This window comes from Actinomadura sediminis, assembly GCF_042675525.1.
Classification (GTDB): Bacteria; Actinomycetota; Actinomycetes; order Streptosporangiales; family Streptosporangiaceae; genus Spirillospora; species Spirillospora sediminis.
Genome location: NZ_JBHTJA010000031.1, coordinates 44902 through 64118, shown reverse-complemented (window position 1 = coordinate 64118; position 19217 = coordinate 44902). Strand labels below are relative to the sequence as shown.

18 protein-coding genes are annotated in these 19217 nt (G+C 71.9%); 14 read left to right on the top strand and 4 right to left on the bottom strand.

The features are described from left to right. The 3 genes from ACFQ11_RS17330 to ACFQ11_RS17320 form a co-directional block, all read left to right on the top strand. A partial coding sequence (locus tag ACFQ11_RS17330; protein ID WP_378299686.1) for a PhoX family protein occupies positions 1–1829 on the top strand: 1829 nt, incomplete at its 5' end. Between the two features lie 195 nt (positions 1830–2024). Next, a complete protein-coding gene (locus tag ACFQ11_RS17325; RefSeq protein ID WP_378299684.1) occupies positions 2025–3302 on the top strand; it encodes an APC family permease in 1278 nt (425 codons plus the stop codon). 113 nt (positions 3303–3415) lie between these two features. Further along, positions 3416–3724, top strand: coding sequence for a PadR family transcriptional regulator (locus ACFQ11_RS17320; protein WP_378299682.1), 309 nt, complete (start codon positions 3416–3418; stop codon positions 3722–3724). Between the two features lie 536 nt (positions 3725–4260). On the opposite strand, the gene ACFQ11_RS17315 is transcribed toward ACFQ11_RS17320, so the two are convergent. Continuing rightward, a complete protein-coding gene (locus tag ACFQ11_RS17315) occupies positions 4261–5160 on the bottom strand; it encodes a LysR family transcriptional regulator (protein WP_378299680.1) in 900 nt (299 codons plus the stop codon). A 178-nt stretch (positions 5161–5338) separates the two neighbouring features. Here ACFQ11_RS17315 and ACFQ11_RS17310 point away from each other — a divergent pair, with 178 nt between their 5' ends. The 4 genes from ACFQ11_RS17310 (at position 5339) to ACFQ11_RS17295 (ending at position 11148) form a co-directional block, all read left to right on the top strand. Then, positions 5339–5800 carry a carboxymuconolactone decarboxylase family protein gene (locus ACFQ11_RS17310; RefSeq protein ID WP_378299678.1) on the top strand — a complete coding sequence of 154 codons (462 nt, stop codon included), beginning with the start codon at positions 5339–5341 and terminating at the stop codon, positions 5798–5800. Between the two features lie 40 nt (positions 5801–5840). Further along, positions 5841–6476: a hemerythrin domain-containing protein gene (locus tag ACFQ11_RS17305; protein ID WP_378299676.1), complete on the top strand. Its 636-nt coding sequence runs from the start codon at positions 5841–5843 to the stop codon at positions 6474–6476. 379 nt (positions 6477–6855) lie between these two features. Then, on the top strand, positions 6856–10374 hold the full coding sequence (locus ACFQ11_RS17300; RefSeq protein WP_378299674.1) for a protein kinase domain-containing protein: 3519 nt from the start codon (positions 6856–6858) through the stop codon (positions 10372–10374). Between the two features lie 240 nt (positions 10375–10614). Continuing rightward, positions 10615–11148, top strand: a complete 534-nt coding sequence (locus ACFQ11_RS17295) for a PadR family transcriptional regulator (RefSeq protein ID WP_378299672.1) — start codon at positions 10615–10617, stop codon at positions 11146–11148. 242 nt (positions 11149–11390) lie between these two features. On the opposite strand, the gene ACFQ11_RS17290 is transcribed toward ACFQ11_RS17295, so the two are convergent. Continuing rightward, positions 11391–11729, bottom strand: coding sequence for a thioredoxin family protein (locus tag ACFQ11_RS17290; RefSeq protein ID WP_378299670.1), 339 nt, complete (start codon positions 11727–11729; stop codon positions 11391–11393). Next, entirely contained in the window at positions 11726–12391 is a 666-nt protein-coding gene (locus ACFQ11_RS17285) for a class I SAM-dependent methyltransferase (RefSeq protein ID WP_378299668.1), read from the bottom strand. Before ACFQ11_RS17285 ends, ACFQ11_RS17290 begins: the two co-directional genes overlap by 4 nt. 19 nt (positions 12392–12410) lie before the next feature. Between ACFQ11_RS17285 and ACFQ11_RS17280 the strand changes: the two genes are divergently transcribed. The 3 genes from ACFQ11_RS17280 to ACFQ11_RS17270 are packed head-to-tail and all read left to right on the top strand — an operon-like array spanning position 12411 to position 13749. Further along, positions 12411–12542 (top strand): hypothetical protein, encoded by a 132-nt coding sequence (locus tag ACFQ11_RS17280; protein WP_378299665.1) that lies wholly within the window; start codon positions 12411–12413, stop codon positions 12540–12542. A 55-nt stretch (positions 12543–12597) separates the two neighbouring features. Beyond that, positions 12598–13371, top strand: coding sequence for a MerR family transcriptional regulator (locus ACFQ11_RS17275; RefSeq protein ID WP_378299663.1), 774 nt, complete (start codon positions 12598–12600; stop codon positions 13369–13371). Between the two features lie 42 nt (positions 13372–13413). Next, positions 13414–13749, top strand: a complete 336-nt coding sequence (locus ACFQ11_RS17270) for a YnfA family protein (protein WP_378299661.1) — start codon at positions 13414–13416, stop codon at positions 13747–13749. Between the two features lie 148 nt (positions 13750–13897). On the opposite strand, the gene ACFQ11_RS17265 is transcribed toward ACFQ11_RS17270, so the two are convergent. Further along, positions 13898–14596: an ArsR/SmtB family transcription factor gene (locus tag ACFQ11_RS17265; protein ID WP_378299659.1), complete on the bottom strand. Its 699-nt coding sequence runs from the start codon at positions 14594–14596 to the stop codon at positions 13898–13900. 80 nt (positions 14597–14676) lie between these two features. Between ACFQ11_RS17265 and ACFQ11_RS17260 the strand changes: the two genes are divergently transcribed. The 4 genes from ACFQ11_RS17260 to ACFQ11_RS17245 all read left to right on the top strand — a co-directional run bounded on the left by ACFQ11_RS17260 (position 14677) and on the right by ACFQ11_RS17245 (position 19216). After that, positions 14677–16056, top strand: coding sequence for an MBL fold metallo-hydrolase (locus tag ACFQ11_RS17260; RefSeq protein ID WP_378299657.1), 1380 nt, complete (start codon positions 14677–14679; stop codon positions 16054–16056). After that, complete coding sequence (locus tag ACFQ11_RS17255; RefSeq protein ID WP_378299655.1) at positions 16053–17315, top strand: MFS transporter; 1263 nt, start codon at positions 16053–16055, stop codon at positions 17313–17315. Before ACFQ11_RS17260 ends, ACFQ11_RS17255 begins: the two co-directional genes overlap by 4 nt. A gap of 316 nt (positions 17316–17631) precedes the next feature. Beyond that, positions 17632–18252, top strand: coding sequence for a hypothetical protein (locus ACFQ11_RS17250; RefSeq protein ID WP_378299653.1), 621 nt, complete (start codon positions 17632–17634; stop codon positions 18250–18252). A gap of 463 nt (positions 18253–18715) precedes the next feature. Continuing rightward, positions 18716–19216: a copper chaperone PCu(A)C gene (locus ACFQ11_RS17245; RefSeq protein WP_378299651.1), complete on the top strand. Its 501-nt coding sequence runs from the start codon at positions 18716–18718 to the stop codon at positions 19214–19216. Position 19217 lies beyond the last annotated feature (1 nt).

Genomic DNA, 19217 nt, shown 5'->3' with positions numbered 1-19217 from the left:
CGGCGGCCGCGCCGCAGGCCGCGGGCGGGCGGCCCGGGCCCTGCCGGTGGCGGCCGCGCGGGCTGAACTTCGCCCCGGTCGCGCCGAACACCGCCGACGCCGTGGTCGTCCCCGACGGCTATGCGCAGCAGGTCGTCATCGGCTGGGGCGACCCGGTGCTGCGCGGCGCGCCGCGGTTCGACCCGGCCCGGCAGACCCCGCAGGCGCAGGCGAGGCAGTTCGGCTACAACAACGACTACATCGCCCTGCTGGATCTGTCGCACCGGCGCGGCCAGAAGCTGCTGGTGGTGAACCACGAGTACACCTCCGAGGAACTCATGTTCTTCGGTTACGACCCGGACGCCCCGACCCGGGAGCAGGTCGAGACGGCGTGGGCCGCCCACGGCCTCAGCGTGGTCGTCGTTGACGCCGACCGGCGGTCCGGGCGGCTGCGTCCGGTGGCCGGGCACCCGACGAACCGTCGCGTCACCGCCACCACCCCCATGGAGCTGACCGGCCCGGCCGCCGGCAGCGCCTTGCTGAAGACGTCCGCCGACCCGTCCGGACGGCGGGTGCTCGGCACGCTCAACAACTGCGGCGGCGGCACGACGCCGTGGGGCACGGTGCTGACCGGCGAGGAGAACTTCAACCAGTACTTCGCCAACGCCGGCCGGGTCACCGATCCCGCCGCCAGGGCCCGTCTGGCGCGGTACGGTCTGCCGACCGGCGCGAGCGGGCGCAAATGGGAACGGTTCGACGACCGGTTCGACATCGCCAAGGAGCCCAACGAGCCCAACCGGTTCGGCTGGGTCGTCGAGATCGACCCGTACGACCCGGACTCCACGCCTCGCAAGCGGACCGCACTCGGCCGTTTCAAGCACGAGGCCGCCGAGCCGCGTCTGACTCCCGATGGGCGCGTGGCCCTGTACATGGGGGACGACGAACGCTTCGACTACCTGTACAAGTTCGTCTCCAAGCACCGCTACAAGAAGGGCCGCGGCAAGGGTGCCCGCGAACACAACATGCGGTTGCTGGACGAGGGGACCCTTTACGTCGCCACGTTCACCGGCGACAGCCCGGCAAAGGAGATCGACGGCTCCGGTACGCTCCCGGCCGACGGAGAATTCGACGGCACCGGTACGTGGATCCCGCTGGCGACCGGAACCACTTCGCACGTGCCCGGCATGACCGCGGACGAGGTGTACGTCTTCACCCGGCTCGCCGCCGACAAGGTCGGCGCCACCAAGATGGACCGCCCGGAGGACGTCGAGCCGCACCCGCGCACCGGCCGGGTCTACGTCGCGCTGACCAACAACACCGATCGCGGCGCCGCCGGCAAGGCCGGAGCCGACGAGGCCAACCCGCGCAACGGCAACAAGCACGGCCACGTCCTCGAACTGGAGGAGCACCGGTCGAACGCCGGCGCCACCCGGTTCCGCTGGAAGCTGCTGCTGGTGTGCGGCGACCCCGACGATCCCGGCACCTACTTCGCCGGGTTCGACAAGTCCAAGGTCAGCCCGATCTCCTGCCCCGACAACCTGGCGTTCGACGAGCTCGGCAACCTGTGGATCTCCACCGACGGCAACGCCCTCGGCTCCAACGACGGCCTGTTCGCCGTCCCGCTCACCGGGCCCCACCGCGGCCACGTCCAGCAGTTCCTGACCGTCCCCAAGGGCGCCGAGACCTGCGGCCCCGTCATCACCCGCGACCGCGTCCTGGTCGCGGCCCAGCACCCGGGCGAGATCGACGGCGCCACCGCCGAGAACCCGGCCTCCGCCTGGCCCGACGGCCCTGGCCGCCTGCCCCGTCCGGCGATCGTCTCCGTCTGGAAGGGCGACGAGCGCCGCTGAACACCGGTGAGGGCTCGGGCTTCACGCCGGGTCGGAGCCCTCACCCTTCGAGCAGCAGGCGCACGGCGCCGGTCGTCCCGGGCGGCGCGGTCGAGAATCGACGAGGCCCGCGGACCCCGTGGGCTCCTCGACACCAGATATCGTTACCCGATATCGATTTTGCAGCCATCAGGCCGTACCGCCCGGGAGCCCACCATGAGCCGGCCGTCGAGCATCCCGCCGGCCGGCGGAGGCGCGCCCGAACTGCGGCGACGGCTGGGGACGTTCGACGCCGTGGTGATCGGCCTGGGCTCGATGATCGGCGCGGGGATCTTCGCGGCGCTGGGCCCGGCGGCCCGAGCGGCGGGCTCCGGGCTGCTGCTCGGACTGGGACTGGCCGGAATCGTCGCGTACTGCAACGCGACCTCCTCGGCACGGCTGGCCGCGCTGTACCCGGCGTCCGGTGGCACCTACGTCTACGGCCGGGAACGGCTCGGCGCGTTCTGGGGCTACCTCGCCGGCTGGGCATTCGTCGTCGGCAAGACGGCCTCGTGCGCCGCGATGGCCCTCACCGTCGGCCTGTACGCCTGGCCCGGCCACGCCAACGCCGTCGCGGCCGCCGCCGTCGTCGCGCTGACGGCGGTGAACTACGCGGGCGTGCACAAGTCCGCGCGGCTCACCCGTGCGATCGTCGCGGTCGTCCTCGCCGTCCTCGCGGCCTTCGTCGTCACGGCCCTGGCATCCGCGCAGGCGGACGCCTCCCGCCTCAGCATCGGGACGGACGCCTCCTTCGACGGCGTCCTCGGCTCGGCGGGCCTACTGTTCTTCGCCTTCGCCGGATATGCCCGCATCGCCACCCTCGGCGAAGAGGTCCGCGACCCGGCCCGCACCATTCCCCGCGCCATCCCCATCGCCCTGGGCATCGCCCTGGCAGTGTACGCGCTCGTCGCCGTCGCGGCCCTCACCGTCCTGGGCGGCCCCGGTCTCGCCGCCGCGTCCGCGCCGCTGGCCGACGCCGTCCGCGCCGCCGGGCTCGCCGAGCTGGCCCCGGTCGTGCGGATCGGAGCGGCCGTCGCCGCGCTCGGCTCCCTCCTGGCGCTGATCCTCGGCGTGTCCCGCACCACGCTGGCGATGGCCCGCGACCGGCACCTGCCGCACGCCCTGGCCGCCGTGCACCCCCGGTTCAAGGTGCCGCACCGCGCCGAACTCGCGGTCGGCGCCGTCGTGACGATCCTCGCCGCGACCGCGGACCTGCGCGGCGCCATCGGCTTCTCGTCCTTCGGCGTGCTGATCTACTACGCGATCGCGAACGCCTCGGCGTGGACGCTCGGTCCCGGCGAGGGCCGCCCGGCGCGGATCGTCCCGGCGGCCGGCCTCGCCGGCTGCCTGACGCTCGCGTTCACCCTGCCGGTGTCCTCGGTCGTCTCGGGCGCCGCCGTCCTGGCCGCCGGAGCCGCCTGGTACGCGATCCGCCTGGCGACCAGGCGCAACTGACCGCCTGACCGCGTCGTCGACCGTCGACAGATCTAGCACCACGTCTGGTATCGGAAACCGATATCGGTCTGGTGACATGGCCTTGCGTCCAGGGCGGTCAAGGAGGCGAAGGCATGCGCGACTTCATCCGGGGGGCGGTGCGGCTGCACATCCTGCATCACGCGGCCGAGGAGGAGATCCACGGAGCCTGGATGACGCGGGAACTGGCCGAACACGGCTACGACATCAGCCCGGGAACCCTGTACCCCACGCTGCACCGGCTGGAGGCCGACGGGCTGCTGGTCTCGGAACAGCGGGTGGTGGAAGGTCGCACCCGACGCGTCTACCGGGCCACCGAAGCCGGGAAGCAGGTGCTGGAAGAAGAACGTGCGGCCCTCAAGGAACTGGCCCGCGAAGTACTCGGCGTCGACCTGCCCCAGTGATCCCATTTCCGCACGGTGATCAGGACTTTGACGCAGCGGCCGCCGACCTCGCGCGGCCATGCGGAGAGTCCGAAGCCACAGCGTGATGAGGCGTGAGCCCGCCGCTGGACGCGACCTGCGATTACTGCGCCGTCGCGTCCTCGCCCAAAGCCGTCCCCCGGGCCCTACCGCCGGAGCGATTGCGCATGCTGGTCGACGAGGCCGCCGAGGCCTTCTCCTGGGCACCCCGGACGGCGAGGCCACCGCGCAGGCGCCCCTGGTCGGCGCGCGACCCCTCATCCTGGAGGCGAGCCGCCATTCCTCTTCGCGCAACGCCGTGAGCACGAGCGTCCCGTCGAAACCCGGTGCCAGCAGCCGCTGCGCCTCCTGCACCCGCTCGCACGCGTCCCGCACCCTGGCCAGCCGTCCGCGTTCGGTGGCCTCAAGGTCATCGACTCGCACGAAACGGGATCAGGGAACCCACACGTTGCACATGCCTTGCTGGACATTTGTTCGCCTGGGCATGTATCGAGCCACCGCGGCGGTAGCGGAGTCGCTCAGGAGTCGTGCTGGTCCGTCGGTCCGAGCTCCCGCACGATCCGGGCGAGGGCTCGGATGGGATCGTTCTCGGCTTCCGTGCGCCACACCATGGCGTAGGGCAGGGGCGCCATGTCACGGATGGGCAGCCAGCGGATGTGCGGCACCGCCCAATACTTGGTGACGTGGGCGGGGAAGCTGTGGACGATCTCCCCGGTGCCCACGAGGTTGATGATGTCGTCGCCGTTGCTGATGGTCCGGCTGCGCTCGATGAGGTGGCCTCGCGGAGTCTGGAACGGCAGGTACCTGTCCTCCCAGTAGTCCGGCATCTGGGGGGCCATGGCGTGCGGGCGGTCGGCGAGGGCTTCGAGTGTCACCGAGGCCCGTCCGGCCAGTTCGTCCTCTGCGGATACCGCGAGCAGGCGCTGGTCGGTGAACAGGACCGGGCCCACGGTGAAGCCGGGTTCTTCCACGGGGAGCCAGACGACCAGAACGTCGAACTCGCCGTCGCGGAGTCCGGCGAACGGCTCGATGAACGGGGCGCGGCGGATCTGCAATCGCCACTGCGGGTGCCGCGAATGGAAGGTGTCCCAGTAGGGATGCAGGTCGGCGATGTTGAACGGCAGCATGCCGACGCGCAGTGTGGCGGTGATGCCCTGGGCGGCCTGGCGGGCGCGTTCCAGGCTGTCGCGCAGCCCCGCGTACACCGGGCGCAGGTCGTCGCGGAGCTGGCGGCCGAGCGGGGTGAGGCGGATCTGGCGGCGGTTGGAACGGTCGAACAGCAGGCCGCCGAGGCGGCGTTCCTGCCGGCCGATCGCCTGGCTGATCCGAGCCTGGGACACGTGCAGCCGGGCGGCGGTCCGGGCGAAGTGCAGTTCCTCGGCCAGCGTCAGGAAGATTTCGATGTCCCGCAGCTCCACCGGCGCTCCCATCTGCGGTCATAAGCCGCGCGTTATCGGCACGTGCGCGAAGTTTACGTTGATCCACATGAGGACCGGGTCGAGGGTTGGTGCTGGTCACACCGGCGTTCGTCACCGCATTGACGGATCCGGGCGCACCGGTGTGACGGCCGAACCGCCACTGCGAAAGGAAACGACCTTGCAAGCACGCATGACCAACCCCGCCTTCGTGCTGCCCGACGGAATGAAGGGCATCGGGGCGATCTTCAAAGCCGTCAACGCGGGCGGCATCTCGCATGAACTGCAGGAGGTCGTCGGGCTGCGCATCAGCCAGATCAACGGCTGCTCGGCGTGCGTGCACGCCCACCACGCCAACCTGGTCAAGGCGGGCGCGAGCGCGGAGCGGATCGCGGCGGTCGCCGCGTGGCGAGAGGCGCCGTTCTTCGACGACGCCGAAAGGGCCGCGCTGGCGCTGGCCGAGGCCGCCACGCGGCTGGCCGACCGCTCCGGCGAGGCGGTGGACGACCCGCTGTGGGACCAGGTCGCCGACCACTACGACGAGAAGCAGATCGCCGCGCTGATCATGCTGATCGGGGTGACCAACATGTTCAACCGCCTCAACGCCTCCATCAAGGAACCCGCCGGGACGAGCTGGAACTGACCCTGTCCCCGAACCCGACGAAACCGAAAGGAACAATGCTGTGAGCGGCCCGCTCGATATGACGGCGATGTACGCCATGCACGACGCGTTGCGGCGCGAACTCGAACACCTGGCCAAGATCACCGCGCGGCTCGACGACGACCCCCGGTCGCTGCTGCGCACCGCCGTCGGCTGGGAACTGTTCACCAAGTCGCTGCACATCCACCACACGGCCGAGGACGACGCGCTGTGGCCGGCGCTGCGCGAGTCGCTCGCGGAGCGGCCGGACGATCTGGCGTTGCTGGAGGCGATGGAGGCCGAGCACGCCGCCGTCGACGACGTCATGGCTGCGATCGACACGGCGCTGTCCGACCCCGGCGCGCCCGTCGACCGTCTCGGGGACCTGACCGACTCGCTGGTCACCGGCTTGACCGCACACCTCAAGCACGAGGAGGACCAGGCGCTGCCGCTGATCCAGGCGGTCGCCACCCCGCAGCAGTGGGCGCACTTCGGCCAGGTCCACGGTCAGCGCATCGGCCCCGACGCGCCCAGGCTCATCCCATGGCTGCTGGAAGGCGCCACCGAGGAGACCGTCGCGACCATGCTCGCCCCGCTCCCCGAACCCGCCCGCGCCGCCTACACCACCCAGTGGCAGCCCGCCTACACCGCCCTGAACCGCTGGAGCGCCGTCGCGTAACCGGGCCCGGGCTCACCGACGTCCCGTCCATCTCCCCTGCCCTGCCCCCTTCCGAGAGGGGGCAGGGCAGCATCTCGGAAGGAGTGAAACGACGCCAGAGTGAGAGCCCTCGCGAAAGGGACTCTGGAACCGTGGACAGGCACCGCGACATGCACGACGGACATTGATGATGTATGTGAGCGTCTCCCGGTGGGGTCTGACCCAACGACTGACTGAGGTGTCGGTCTACGCCGCCTATGACCGCACCGGCGAACGGCACGCCACACCTTGGGCTGAGGTCCAGCCGTACTTCCACGCCGAACCTTCAGTAAGACGGATGCGTCTATTTGAAGTGACGCGACCACCTCGGTGAAACGCCGTTACTTGCGGGAGATCGACGTTGGCAGAGCCGCTCCGTCCCGGCGACCCACGACAGCTCGGCGATTACTACCTGGACGGACGGCTCGGGTCCGGCGGGCAGGGAGTGGTGTACGACGGGTACGGCCCGAACGGCGAGCGGGTGGCCGTCAAGGCCCTGCACGGGGTGAGCGACCGGGACCGGGAGATGCTCCGGAAGGAGGCATGGGCTTGGCGGCGGGTGGCGCCGTTCTGCACCGCGAAGGTGCTGCACGTGGACCTCGACGGACCCGTGCCCTTCGTCGTGAGCGAGTTCGTGCCGGGCCCGGACCTGCGCCGTGCCGTCGAACGGGGCGGCCCCTACGGACCGGACGGGCTCCGCCGGCTCGCCATCGGGGTCGCGACCGCGCTGGTGGGCGTCCATCGGGCCGAGGTGGTGCACCGTGACCTCAAGCCCGAGAACATCCTGCTCGGCCCGGACGGCCCCCGGGTGATCGACTTCGGTATCGCCCGGATGACCGAACTTCCCACCACCACGGGACTGGTGAAGGGCACCGTCCGCTACATGCCGCCCGAGCGGTACCGGAGCGAGCACGGCGACGCGAAGGTCGACGTGTGGGGATGGGGCGCGGTCGTCCTGTTCGCGGCGACGGGACGGCACGCCTTCGACGGCCCGGCCCTCCCGGTGATCGCGGACCGAATCGCGAAGCACGAACCGGACGTCTCAATGCTGGAGGAGCCGCTGCGGTCGCTGGTCACGGCGGCACTGTCCAAGGACCCGAAGGACCGCCCGGAGTCGGAGGAACTGCTGCTCGGCCTCGTCGGCGGCGTCGACCTGCGGGAGGCGGAGAAGGAGGCGGGCGCGGGGCGGGCCCCCGGGCACGTTCCGCCGTCCCGCGCCGAGCTGGCGGAAACGGTGTTCTCCTGCCTCGACGTCAAGGCGCAGGAGGCGGTGCCGGGGGTCCTGCTGCGGCTGGTGGCGCCGGGCGAGCACGCGGAGAGCACGCTGCGGGCGGCGCGGCGGGACGACTTCGCCGACGGGCGGACCGGCCCGGACGTGCTGGACCGGGTCCTGCGCGACTTCACCGAGGCCGGGATCCTGGTGTGGGAGGGCGAGTCGGTCACGCTCGCGGGCGCCGCGCTGATCCGAGCCTGGCCGCGCCTGCGCGAGTGGGCGGACGCGGAGCGGGACGGGCTGGCCGTCCATCAGGCCCTCGCCGTCGCCTCCCGGGTGTGGGACGGGCACGAACGCAAGAACGGCGACCTGTACCAGGGCACGGCGCTGGCGCGGGCGCTGGAGTGGGCCGCGACGGGCCGCCGCCACCTGACGCTCAACCTCGTTGAGCGCGGTTTCCTGGACGCGGCGGCGGCGCTGGACCGCAGGCGGGGACGGCTGCGGGCGCTACTCAGCGCGGTCCTCGCGGTGCTCTTGGTCATCGCGGTGGGCGCCGCCGCCGTCGCGGTCGACCAGCGGCAGACGGTGATCGGGCAACGCGACCGCGCCGTCGCCGTCCAGGTCGCCGGGCTGGCCGAGTCGATGCGCCGGACGAAGCCCGAGACGGCGCGGCGGCTCGCGGTCGCGGCGGCCCGGCTCGGCCACGGACCCGAGACGCACGCGGCGCTCCTCACCGCCCGCCACCAGTGGGAACAAGACGTCGTCGACCTCACCGACTTCGATGTGACGGCCGCGGACCTGGACGGTGCCGGCCGGACGCTCGTCGCCGCGGGCGACAACCGCGTGGAGGTGTGGAACGTCGACACTCGGAAGCGGACCGGCGTCTACACCGCCCCCGCCGCCGTCCGGCTCATCGTCGTTTCCGCCGACGGCGGGACCGCCGCGATCAGCACCGCGGACGGACGCACACGCCTGCTCGACACCGCGCGCGCCCGGCTCCGCGACGCACACTCCTACCCCAGCGATCGCGGCGACCACCTCCCGCGCGTGGTCCTCAGCCCACGAGGCACGTACCTGGTGATCGAACGGATGGACCGCGACGAAACACCCACGGCCACAGTCTGGGACACCCGCACGGCACGGAAAATCGCCACGGCGTCCGGTGCCGACTTCCCCGCGTGGTCGACGTCGTTCTCCCCGAACGAACGGATCATGTCGCTGCCCGGGACGGACGGACGTCCGTTCGACTGGTTCGACACCCGGACGAACAAGCGGATCGACGTCCCCGAGTTCGGCTCCGGGGCCAGGGCGCCGGTCGTCTTCAGCCCGGACGGGAAGCACGCCGCCGTGAAGCTCGACGGCGGCAGGTTCAGCATCTTCGACTTCGACGCCGGCTACGCGACCACGTACCGGGGACTCTCAGAGGTCTCGTTCTACGAACTCCACTTTAGCCACGACGGCCGGTACATCGCCGAAGGGCCCAACATCTGGGATATGCCGCTCATGCCCCACGAACCCGTCATGCGTTACTCGGTCACCCTGGGCGAATGCTCCTCCGAGACCTCGTTCCGTTTCACTCCGGACGGTTCCGAACTGCGATGCCTCGGCTCGGACGGCGCCGTCCGCTCCCTGGACGTCGCCCCGTTCACGCAACCGGCCAAGCCGACGAGCGAAGCCGTGTACGTGAGCGCCACGGTGAGCCGCGACCGGTCGACCGTCGCAATCGGCTCGGGGAACGACTTCGAGTTCTGGACCGGCCGGACCAGGCGCTCGGCCGTCCGGGTGTCCGCCTCGGGGACGGAGGCGCTCACGCTCAGCCCCGACGGGCGGCTCTTCGCATTGATCTCCGACAGGTCCCGAATCGACATCTGGGACACCAGCAAAGGGTCCCCCGTGGGAAGCCTGCCCACCGCGTACGACAGGGCGAAGGGCAGCGGCACAGTGCAGCGGTTGGCGTTCTCCCCAGACGGTCGGTCACTGGCCGCCCAGGTAAGAATGCCGGACGGCGTGAACGTCCTCACCTTCTGGGACGTGGCGACCGGACGCCGCCTCCACGAGACCCGCATGAACACCGCCTACGACGCCGAAGACGGCGGCGCGGTCGTCTTCCACCCCGACGGGAGGTCGGTCTACGCAGGTCCAGGCATCGGCCGGGTCGCATTTCCGTCTGGCCGCATCCTCACGAAGGCGCCCGCGACGCTACGGGTGGACGACATCGGCGACGATGGCCGGACGCTCTACAGCTACCCGCACGGGGCTAGGCCGTTCATCAGGATTCTCGACGCCCGCACCCTCGCACCGGCGGGCGAGGAACTGCGCACCGGCCCCGTCTCGGGCGGGACGAACCGGCTCACCGCCGTCTCCCCCGACGGCCGCCTTTTCGCGACCGGACACCGCAGCTCGACCGGGACCCAGATCAAGGTGTGGGATCGCGACGGCCGGAAGCAGCTCGGCCTCCCGCTCACCGGACCGATCGACGACCTCATCGCGCTCTGGTTCACCCCGGACGGGTCGGCGCTGGTCAGCGTGGACAAGCAGGGCCGCTTCCACACTCACGCGGTCGCCCCCGGCCGGCTGGCGCGCGAGCTGTGCGAGGAGTCGGGCCCGCTGACCGAACGCGAATGGAAGGAGCACATCCCCCACGCCCCCTATCGCGAGACCTGCTGACATCGACGGGCCAAGTCCATGCCCCGCAGCCGGGCCGGTGCATATCGTCGAGCAGCCGCTGCTTGACGATGTGGCACCGAGCGAGGAAAGGACGCCCACCCCCGCAGCGGTGGAGTCGGCGACCCTGGCCGCGGCCGGCCAGCGGATCCAGGAGCTGGAGCACGAAGTCCGGTCGGCGGCTTCTGCTTGACGTCCTCGACGGCCAACCGCTATTCGTTGGCTAGCCGTTAGGGGTGGTCCATGCAGGACGCGATGCTGGCGATGCTCGCGAAGGAACCGTCGCACGGGTACCTCCTGCGCGAGCGGCTCCGCAAGGCCCTCGGGCCGCTCGGGGAGTCGATGAACGCGGGGCAGGTCTACGTGACCCTGGCCCGGCTGGAGAAGGCGGGTCTGGTCGCGTCCGAACGCGCCGAAGGGCTGCCGGACCGGCCGGACCGCAAGGTGTACGCGCTGACACCGGCCGGGCAGCGGCGGGTGGCCGCGTGGCTGAGCGAGGTGAGCTGGCCGAAGCCGAACCTGACGGAGTTCCACCTCAAGCTCGCCGCCGCGGCCGCGGGCCGGCTCGCCGATCCGGTGGAGTTGGTGGACGCGCAGCGCCGCGAGCTGCTGCGGCGGCTCGGCGAGGCGCAGCGCGCGCTGCTGGCGGAGCCGGACGGCTCGACCGCCGGCCTGCTGCTGGAGGGCATCGTGCTGCGGCTGCAGGCCGACCTGCGTTGGTTGGAGGCCTGTGAGCGGGTCTGGTCGAAGGCCGCCGACGAATCCGAGGGCACATGAACGAGTTCGGCGCGGTGCCGCAGGCCCGCAGACTGTGCAAGTAGCACGGAAGGGACTGGTCCGGGCGGTCGAAGTTCGCCCGGGTATGTCCCTGTCCGCTCCGCCCCACTGCATCCTCCTGCTGGCTCGGCGGCTCGCCGCGGGGACAAAGCGAGCATTCGTCTGAGCGCCCGGCATGGTGTCGGTATCGAAGCGCCCTTGCGGGGACAGCAGCGCGCGAACGACCAGCATCGCAGTCGCCGCTACATCGCGAGCGGTCCCCGCTGGAGGGAGTTCAGCAGCTCGGCCTTGGTGCTGATCTCGGTGATGCGCTGGGTCGCTCGTCCTTCGGTGAAGAGGATCAGGGTGGGCAGAGCCATGATCTGGTAGCGGTGGGCGAGGTCGGGGGCGTCGTCGAGTCTCACGGTGGCCACACGCAGGCGGCCGGTGTGCTCGGCGGCGATTTCCCCGAGGATCGGCATGAGCGCTTGGCATGGTCGGCAGCCAGTGGCCCAGAACTCGACCAGGAGAGGCTCGGGCGCGGCGGTCAGGTGCCGGTCGAAGTCGGCGGTGCCGAGCGTGGTGAGGACGGCGGAGGTCATGCTTCTCCTTGGAGGGCGGGGCGGTCGGCGGTGCCGAGGATGTGCGGGGCGAACGGGAGGGTCGGCCGCGTTTCGGGCCAGTTGACTTTCCGCGATCGGACGTTGGTGAATCCGGCGCGGTGGACGGCGGCGGCGGTGTCGGTGGCGAGGTGGCAGCCGCCGTTGAGCCGTGGCCAGACGGTGGCGTCCAGGACGCGCTGGGCGCGGCGCAGTCCGGGGTGGTCGGCGCGGACGTGCTCGAAGAAGTGCAGTCGTCCGCCGGGGCGGAGCACGCGGAACATCTCGGCGAGGGCGGTGTCGCGGTCGTGGACCGAGCACAGCATCAGGCAGGCGACCACGGCGTCGGCGTCGCGGTCGGGTGCGGCCAGGTGTTCGGCGACGCCGTCGGTGACGGTGACCGGGACCCGGGCGGCGCGGGCGGCGGTCTCGGCCAGACGTCGCAGGTGCGGTTCGGGTTCGACGGCGATCACTTCGGTGACCTCGGGCGGGTAGTGGGGGAAGTTCGCGCCGGTGCCGGCGCCGACCTCCAGGACCCGTCCGGCGACGCCGGCCAGCAGGGCCCGGCGGTGTTCGGTGACGCCGCCGACGTCCATGGCCGGGGCGACGCGGGCGTAGAAGCGGGCGAATCCGGACGACCGGCGCGCCACGCTCGTCACGCTCACCGACAAGGGCACCGCGACCATGGGCGGCCTGCGCGGCGAGTACGACGAGGGCGCCGCTCGGTTGTTCGACGGGGTCACGGCGTCCGACCTGGAGGGGTTCGTCGCCACGGTCGATCACCTGCTGGTGCGGCTCGGTCAGGAGACATGCTGACCCTGGACGGTGACGGCTTGACTTTCGAGTCGGGTCGAAGGTTTACCGTCGGCCCATGAGCACGATGCGGATTTCCCAGCTCGCCGAACGCACGGGCGTTCCGGCCACGACCCTGCGGTTCTACGAAACCGCCGGTCTGCTGCCCGCCGACCGCTCCCCGGCCGGATACCGGCTCTATGGCGAGGACGCCGTGGAACGCCTGGCGTTCATCGACGCGGCCAAGCACCTCGGGCTGCCGCTGGAAGAGATCACTGAGCTGCTGGCGGTATGGGAGTCGGGCGCATGCGCCGAGGTGAAGGCCGATCTGCGGCCCCGCGTCGCCGCCCGCATCGCCGACGCCGAGGCGCGCGCGGCCGAGCTGGCCGCCTTCACCGCCACCCTGCACCGGGCGCTGCGGCACCTGGACTCCCTGCCCGACCGGCCCGGCCCGTGCGATCCCGAGTGCGGGTTCCTCACCCCCGGCACCAAGGCTCCCCGTCCCGTCGGCATCGCTCTCCTGCCCCATCGGCAAGCCGCCGAGGCCCAGGCCGAACGCTGGCGGAATGCCCCGGTCGCCTGCTCGCTGGACGGCGATGGCCTCGGCGAGCGCGTCGCCCAATGGCGGCGGCTCATCGACGGTGCGGGGCGGCAGGAGATCGAGGACGGGGTCCGGCTCACCCTGCCCGCCGCCCGGGCCGCCGACATCGCGGCGCTGGCCGCCGCCGAGCAGCGATGCTGCCCGTTCTTCGGGTTCCGCCTTCTTCTCGACGGCCCTGAGCTGCATCTGGAAGTACATGCGTCGGAGGACGGCGCCGCCATGCTCGTCGAGCTGTTCGGCCCGGAAACCTGAGTTCCCGCCCCGATATCCGCCCCACTGTCGAAAGATGCCGCCGTGCTCGTCGCCCGTTCCATCGCCTTGTTCGTGGTCGCCGCCCTGTTCGAGATCGGAGGGGCGTGGCTGGTCTGGCAAGGCGTGCGCGAACACCGCGGTTGGCTATGGGTGGGCGCCGGGGTGATCGCGCTCGGCCTGTACGGGTTCGTGGCGACGCTGCAGCCCGACGCCGACTTCGGCCGCATCCTGGCCGCCTACGGTGGCGTGTTCGTCGCCGGTTCCCTGGCCTGGGGCATGGCGGCCGACGGTTTCCGGCCCGACCGCTGGGACGTCATCGGGGCCCTGGTGTGCCTGGCCGGAGTCGCCGTCATCATGTACGTGCCACGCGGCGACTGATGTCCGCCCGCCACTCCAGCCGCGCGGACGCCCCTGAGCCATGTGCCCGCTGTGACCCGACGTTGTGGCCGCTTGAGGGGTTGCCGAACCAGTTCATCGCCTCGGCGACGCGGGGATCGACGGGCGTGGTGGCGTTGCATGGGCGGGGTCACGTCGGCTCGCCGGCGTGGACGGGCAGGTCGGCCAGGCGCCATTCGAGCATGCCGTCGCTGAGCCGGACCGCGCGGCGGCCACCGCCGGTCAGCACCCGCACCGCGTCGTAGGCCAGCACGCAGTACTCACCGCGGCAGTACACGACGATCTCTTCGTGGTCGGGCAGTTCGCTGATCCGCTCGGCCAGTTCCTCCACCGGGATGGAGATCGCGCCGGGGATGTGCCCGGCGAGGTACTCCTCGACGGGCCGCACGTCCAGCACCGTGGTTTCACCGGCCGCGACCCTGGCCTGCAACTCCTCGCGGGTGATCTCCGCCGCGCCGTCCTCGCCGAGGTAGGCGTCGCGGGCCGGCGGGACCGTCGCCTGGTGGGTTTCGGCGACCTTGCGCAGCAGCGCGAGCAACCGGGCGACGTCGTCTCCGGCCAGCCGGTAGTGGATGCGCACGCCCTCGCGGCGCGTGGCGACGAAACCGGCCTGCTTGAGGGTCTGCAGGTGGGCCGACGCGGTCGTCAGGTTCAGCCCGGCCGCCCCGGCCAGCGCCTCGACGGTGCGCTCGCCCTGGGCGAGCAGGTCCAGCAGTTCCAGCCGTTTGCCGCTGGCCAGCGCCTTCCCGCCGGCCGCGAACGCCTCGTACAGCCGCGCCTTCGACTCCTTCGAACCGACCGTGGAACCGGTCGCGGTGTTCTCCGCCATCACATCCTCCATATTTCCATGGAATAGTGTAATTGATGGGTGCGGGACTGCACCCGCCAGCACGATCCTGGAGGGTCATCGTGGGTTTTGCTGAGGACCACCTGATACCGCTGGTCGACGAGGGGCTGGGCAACAGCGCCTACCTGGTCGATCTCGGCGACGGCCGCGCCTTGGCCGTCGACGCCGCGCGGGACCTGCGCGCCCTGCACACCGCCGCCGCTCGCCGCGGGCTGCGGGTGGCGTTCGCCGCGGACACGCACCTGCACGCCGACTTCCTGTCCGGCGCCGTCCAGCTCGCCCACGACCACGGGGCGTCCGTGCTGGCGTCGGCCGCGGGGCGCCGCGCCTTCCCGCACACGCCGCTGGGCGATGCCGACGAGGTCGACCTGGGCGGGCTGATGCTGCGGGCGCTGGCCACTCCAGGGCACACCGACGAGCATCTGTCGTTCCTGCTGCTGGACGGGACGCGGGAGCTGGGGGTGTTCACCGGCGGGTCGCTGATCGTGGACTCCGCCGCGCGCACCGACCTGCTCGGCGCCGACCGCACCGAAGAGCTCGCCCGCGCCCAGTACCGGTCGCTGCGTCACCTGGCGACACTGCCGGACGAGGTCGCGGTGTGGCCCACCCACGGCGCGGGCTCGTTCTGCTCGGCCCCGCCGGGCGCCGAGCGCACCAGCACCATCGGCGCGCAGAAGCGCACCAATCCGCTGCTGGCCGCACCCGACGAGGACGCCTTCGCCCGCGACCTGGTGGCGAGCCTGGGCTCCTACCCGGCCTACTTCGACCGTCTGACCGAGGTCAACCGGCGCGGCCCGGCCGTGCTCGCGGCCGCTCCGCCGCTGCCGGGATTGGACGTCCGGCAGGTGGAGGCGCTGCTGGAGGGCGGCGGTCAGGTGGTCGACGTCCGTCCCGCCGCCGACTACGCCGCCGGGCACGTGCCCGGTGCGGTCTCGATCCCGCTGCGCGACCAGTTCGCCACCTGGCTGGGCTGGCTGCTGCCCGGCGACACACCGCTGGTGTTCGTCACCGCGCAGGGCCAGGACACCGGCGAGATCGTCTGGCCCGCCTACAAGATCGGCTACGAGCGGCTCGCCGGGCACCTGACCGGAGGCATGCCCGCCTGGACCGCGGCCGGACGTCCCGTGGCCACCACCGCGTTCGTCCCCGCCGGCCGGGCGCCCCGAGGCCCCTACATCGACGTCCGCCAGCACGCCGAGTACGCCGCCGGGCACGTGCCCGGCGCCCTCAACCTCGAACTCGGCGACCTGGCCGGCCACGCCGCCGACGCCCCCGCGGGCGCGGTCGTGGCCTGCGGGCACGGCGAACGCGCCATGACCGCCGCCAGCCTCCTGGAACGCGCGGGACGCACCGACGTGACCGTCCTCGCCGGCGGCCCCGCCGGCTACGCCGCCGCCCACAACCTGCGTTTGGACCACGGCCCTGAAGGGGACGCGGCGTGAGCACGGCCCCGCCCGCCGCGCGTCCGGTCCGGCTCGGGCTGGCCGAGAACTGGCCGCAGTTCACCCTGCTGGTCATCGTCAACGTCTGCGTCGGCGCCCTGGTCGGCCTCGAACGGACGACCGTCCCGCTCATCGGCACCGAGGTGTTCGGGCTCACCAGCGACCTGGCGGTGTTCTCCTTCATCATCGCCTTCGGCGTCACCAAGGCGCTGACGAACCTCGCCGCCGGCGCGCTGACCGCCCGGTTCCGACGCAAGCGGCTCCTGGTCGCCGGATGGCTGGTCGGCGTCCCCGTGCCGTTCGTCCTGGCGTGGGCGCCGTCGTGGGGCTGGATCGTGGCCGCCAACGTCCTGCTCGGGATCAACCAGGGCCTGGCCTGGTCGATGACGGTCAATATGAAGATCGACCTCGTCGGCCCCGCCCGCCGCGGCCTGGCCACCGGGCTGAACGAGGCCGCCGGATACGTCGCCGTCGGCGCCACCGCCCTGGCCACCGGCTACCTCGCCACCGCCTACGGCCTGCGGCCCGCGCCCGAACTCATCGGCGTCGTCTTCGTCGCCGCCGGGCTCGCCCTGTCACTGATCGTCCGGGACACCGCCGCGCACGTCGCCCTCGAACTCGCCCGGCACCCCAAGCCCGCACCCGCTGAAGCAGCGCCCGGGCTCGCCGCCGCGTTCGCGCTCACCTCCTGGCGCCACCGGTCCCTGCGCGGCGCCAGCCAGGCCGGACTGGTCAACAACCTCAACGACGGCCTCACCTGGGGCGTGTTCCCCCTGCTGTTCACCGACCATGGCCTCGGCCTGGCCGCCGTCGGCCTCATCAAGGGCCTCTACCCGCTGCTGTGGGGCCTCGGGCAGATCCCCACCGGCCACCTCGCCGACCGCATCGGCCGCAAACCCCTCATCGTCACCGGCATGCTCGTCCAGGCCGCCGGATTCGTCCTCGCCCTCGCCCTCCTGGACCGGCCGCTGCTGGCCGGGGTCCTGTCGGCCGTCGCGCTCGGCATCGGCACCGCCATGGTCTATCCCGCGCTCATCGCCTCGGTCTCCGACCACGCCCACCCCACCTGGCGCGCCAACGCGCTGGGCACCTACCGGTTCTGGCGCGACATCGGCTACGCCGCCGGCGCCCTGGTCGCCGGAATCCTCGCCGACACCCTCGGCCTCAACGCCACCGTCATCGCCGCCGCCGCCCTCACCGCCGCCTCCGGCCTGCTCGCGGCCCGCTGGATCACCGAACACCACACCGCGACACCTTGAGAACGCGGCCCCGGAGCGGGCGAGTTTCGGCAGGACCGGCCGGCTCGCCGGTCAGCACCCCGTGCAGGGCCCAGGCCAGGATCTCCGCCGCGCGTGCGACACGCGCCGGGCCGGTTGTCCAGGTCCTGCGCGGGGTCGATGCCGCTCCTGACGATGTACTACGGGCTGTAGTACATTCGGGTCCGCGAGGGCGCGGTGCATACGGCCGTGGCCGGTGCGGGGTACGGCGCCGTGTTACGAACGCCTCGGTCCGCAACGGGCACAGTCCACCTGTACCGTTCCCGTCCGTCCATGATTGTGGGGGTATCCGAGCGACATGGGTCCGTGGTCGGTCGTCCGCTGGGTGCGCGCGGCGAGCTTCGCGGGCACGTGCGCCGGACTCGCCGCGCTCGGGCACCTCTTCGGCGGCGGCTCTCTGGACCCGGCCGCGACACTGGCCGGCTTCTTGATCATTCTGGTGCCCGCGCTGGCGCTGACCGGCCGTGAGCGCACGCGCGCCTCCATCCTGCCCGCCACCGCCCTGTCGCAGGTCGTGCTGCACTTTCTGCTGACGGCGGCCCACGGCACGCGCGGCGAGGCGCCCGCCGCCCCGGCCGCGCCCATGGGCGGCGCCGGGAGCATGGACGGGATGGACCACGGCGGCGGCGCCCCGGGCCTGACGATGCTGCTGATGCACGCCGTGAGCGTCCTGGTCACATCCGCATGGCTCGAATGGGGCGAGGCGCGGCTGTGCGCCCTGGTCCGGCACCTGGCCGGGTGGGTGCTGCGGCCCCTGGTCTTCCTGATGTACCTGGCGGCCGGACGGTCGCCGGCCGGGCCGCGCCCGGTCGCCCGCTCGCGGGGCGACGAGCGCGCGCCCGTCCAGGCCGTCCTGCGGCATGTCGTGGTGCGGCGCGGTCCCCCTGGGGCGTGGAACGTCCCGGGTACGGCCGCCTGATCGGTGATCCGTTCCTGATCTCTCTCTGGTCTTTCCGATCCGGCGCTCCCGGGGCGAAGCACGCCGCCGGGCCGCCGCGGTACCCGTGACCGCGCCGCCCGGACGTCCTTCACACCTCGTCCGGGAGCCATCGATGACCAGAACTTCCAGACGCGCCATGCTCGGCGCGTACCGCCACCTGCCCGGATCCGCCGTTCTCCGCACGTGAGCGGGGAGCTGCCGGGCGCCCTGGCCCTGCGGCTCCACTCGGTTGCTGCCGGTACGGCCGGTCGCGCGCGGTCGACGACGTCGACCTGCGCGTCGAGCCGGGCGAGCGCGTCGCTCTCGACGCCCTCATCGGCGCCGTGATCCGGCGCCGAAGCCGCACACGGTCGGTGACGTCCCGACTCATCGCTCACCGATGGCGCCGCCATCGCGGCGGCGCCATCGACTCTCACGAAGGGAACCACTCATGAACATGCGCATGTCCGTCTCCGTTCTGGCCGTCCTGGCCCTGCCGTTGTCGGCTTGCGGCGGGGAGGACGAGTCGGCGAGCCCGGCCGCCGCAACCACCGCGTCCCAGGCCCCCAAAGCGGCACTGACCATCACCGACCCCTGGGTCAAGACCGTCGACGAGGGCATGACCGCGGCGTTCGGCACCATCACCAACCCCTCCGGCGCCGACATGACCATCGTGTCGGCCGCGACGCCGGCCTCGTCCGAAGTCGAGCTGCACGAGGTCGTCGGGGCGGGAGCCGAGACGAAGATGCGGGCCAAGCAGGGCGGCCTCGTCGTCCCCGCCGGAGGCGAGCTCGAACTCAAGCCCGGCGGGTACCACATCATGCTGATGGGAGTCACCGAACCCATCGAACCCGGGCAGAAGGTCGCGTTCACTCTCACTCTCGCCGACAAGTCCACGGTCGAGTTCTCCGCGCTCGCCAAGGAGTTCAACGGCGGCAACGAGTCCTACGCGCCGGGGCACTGAC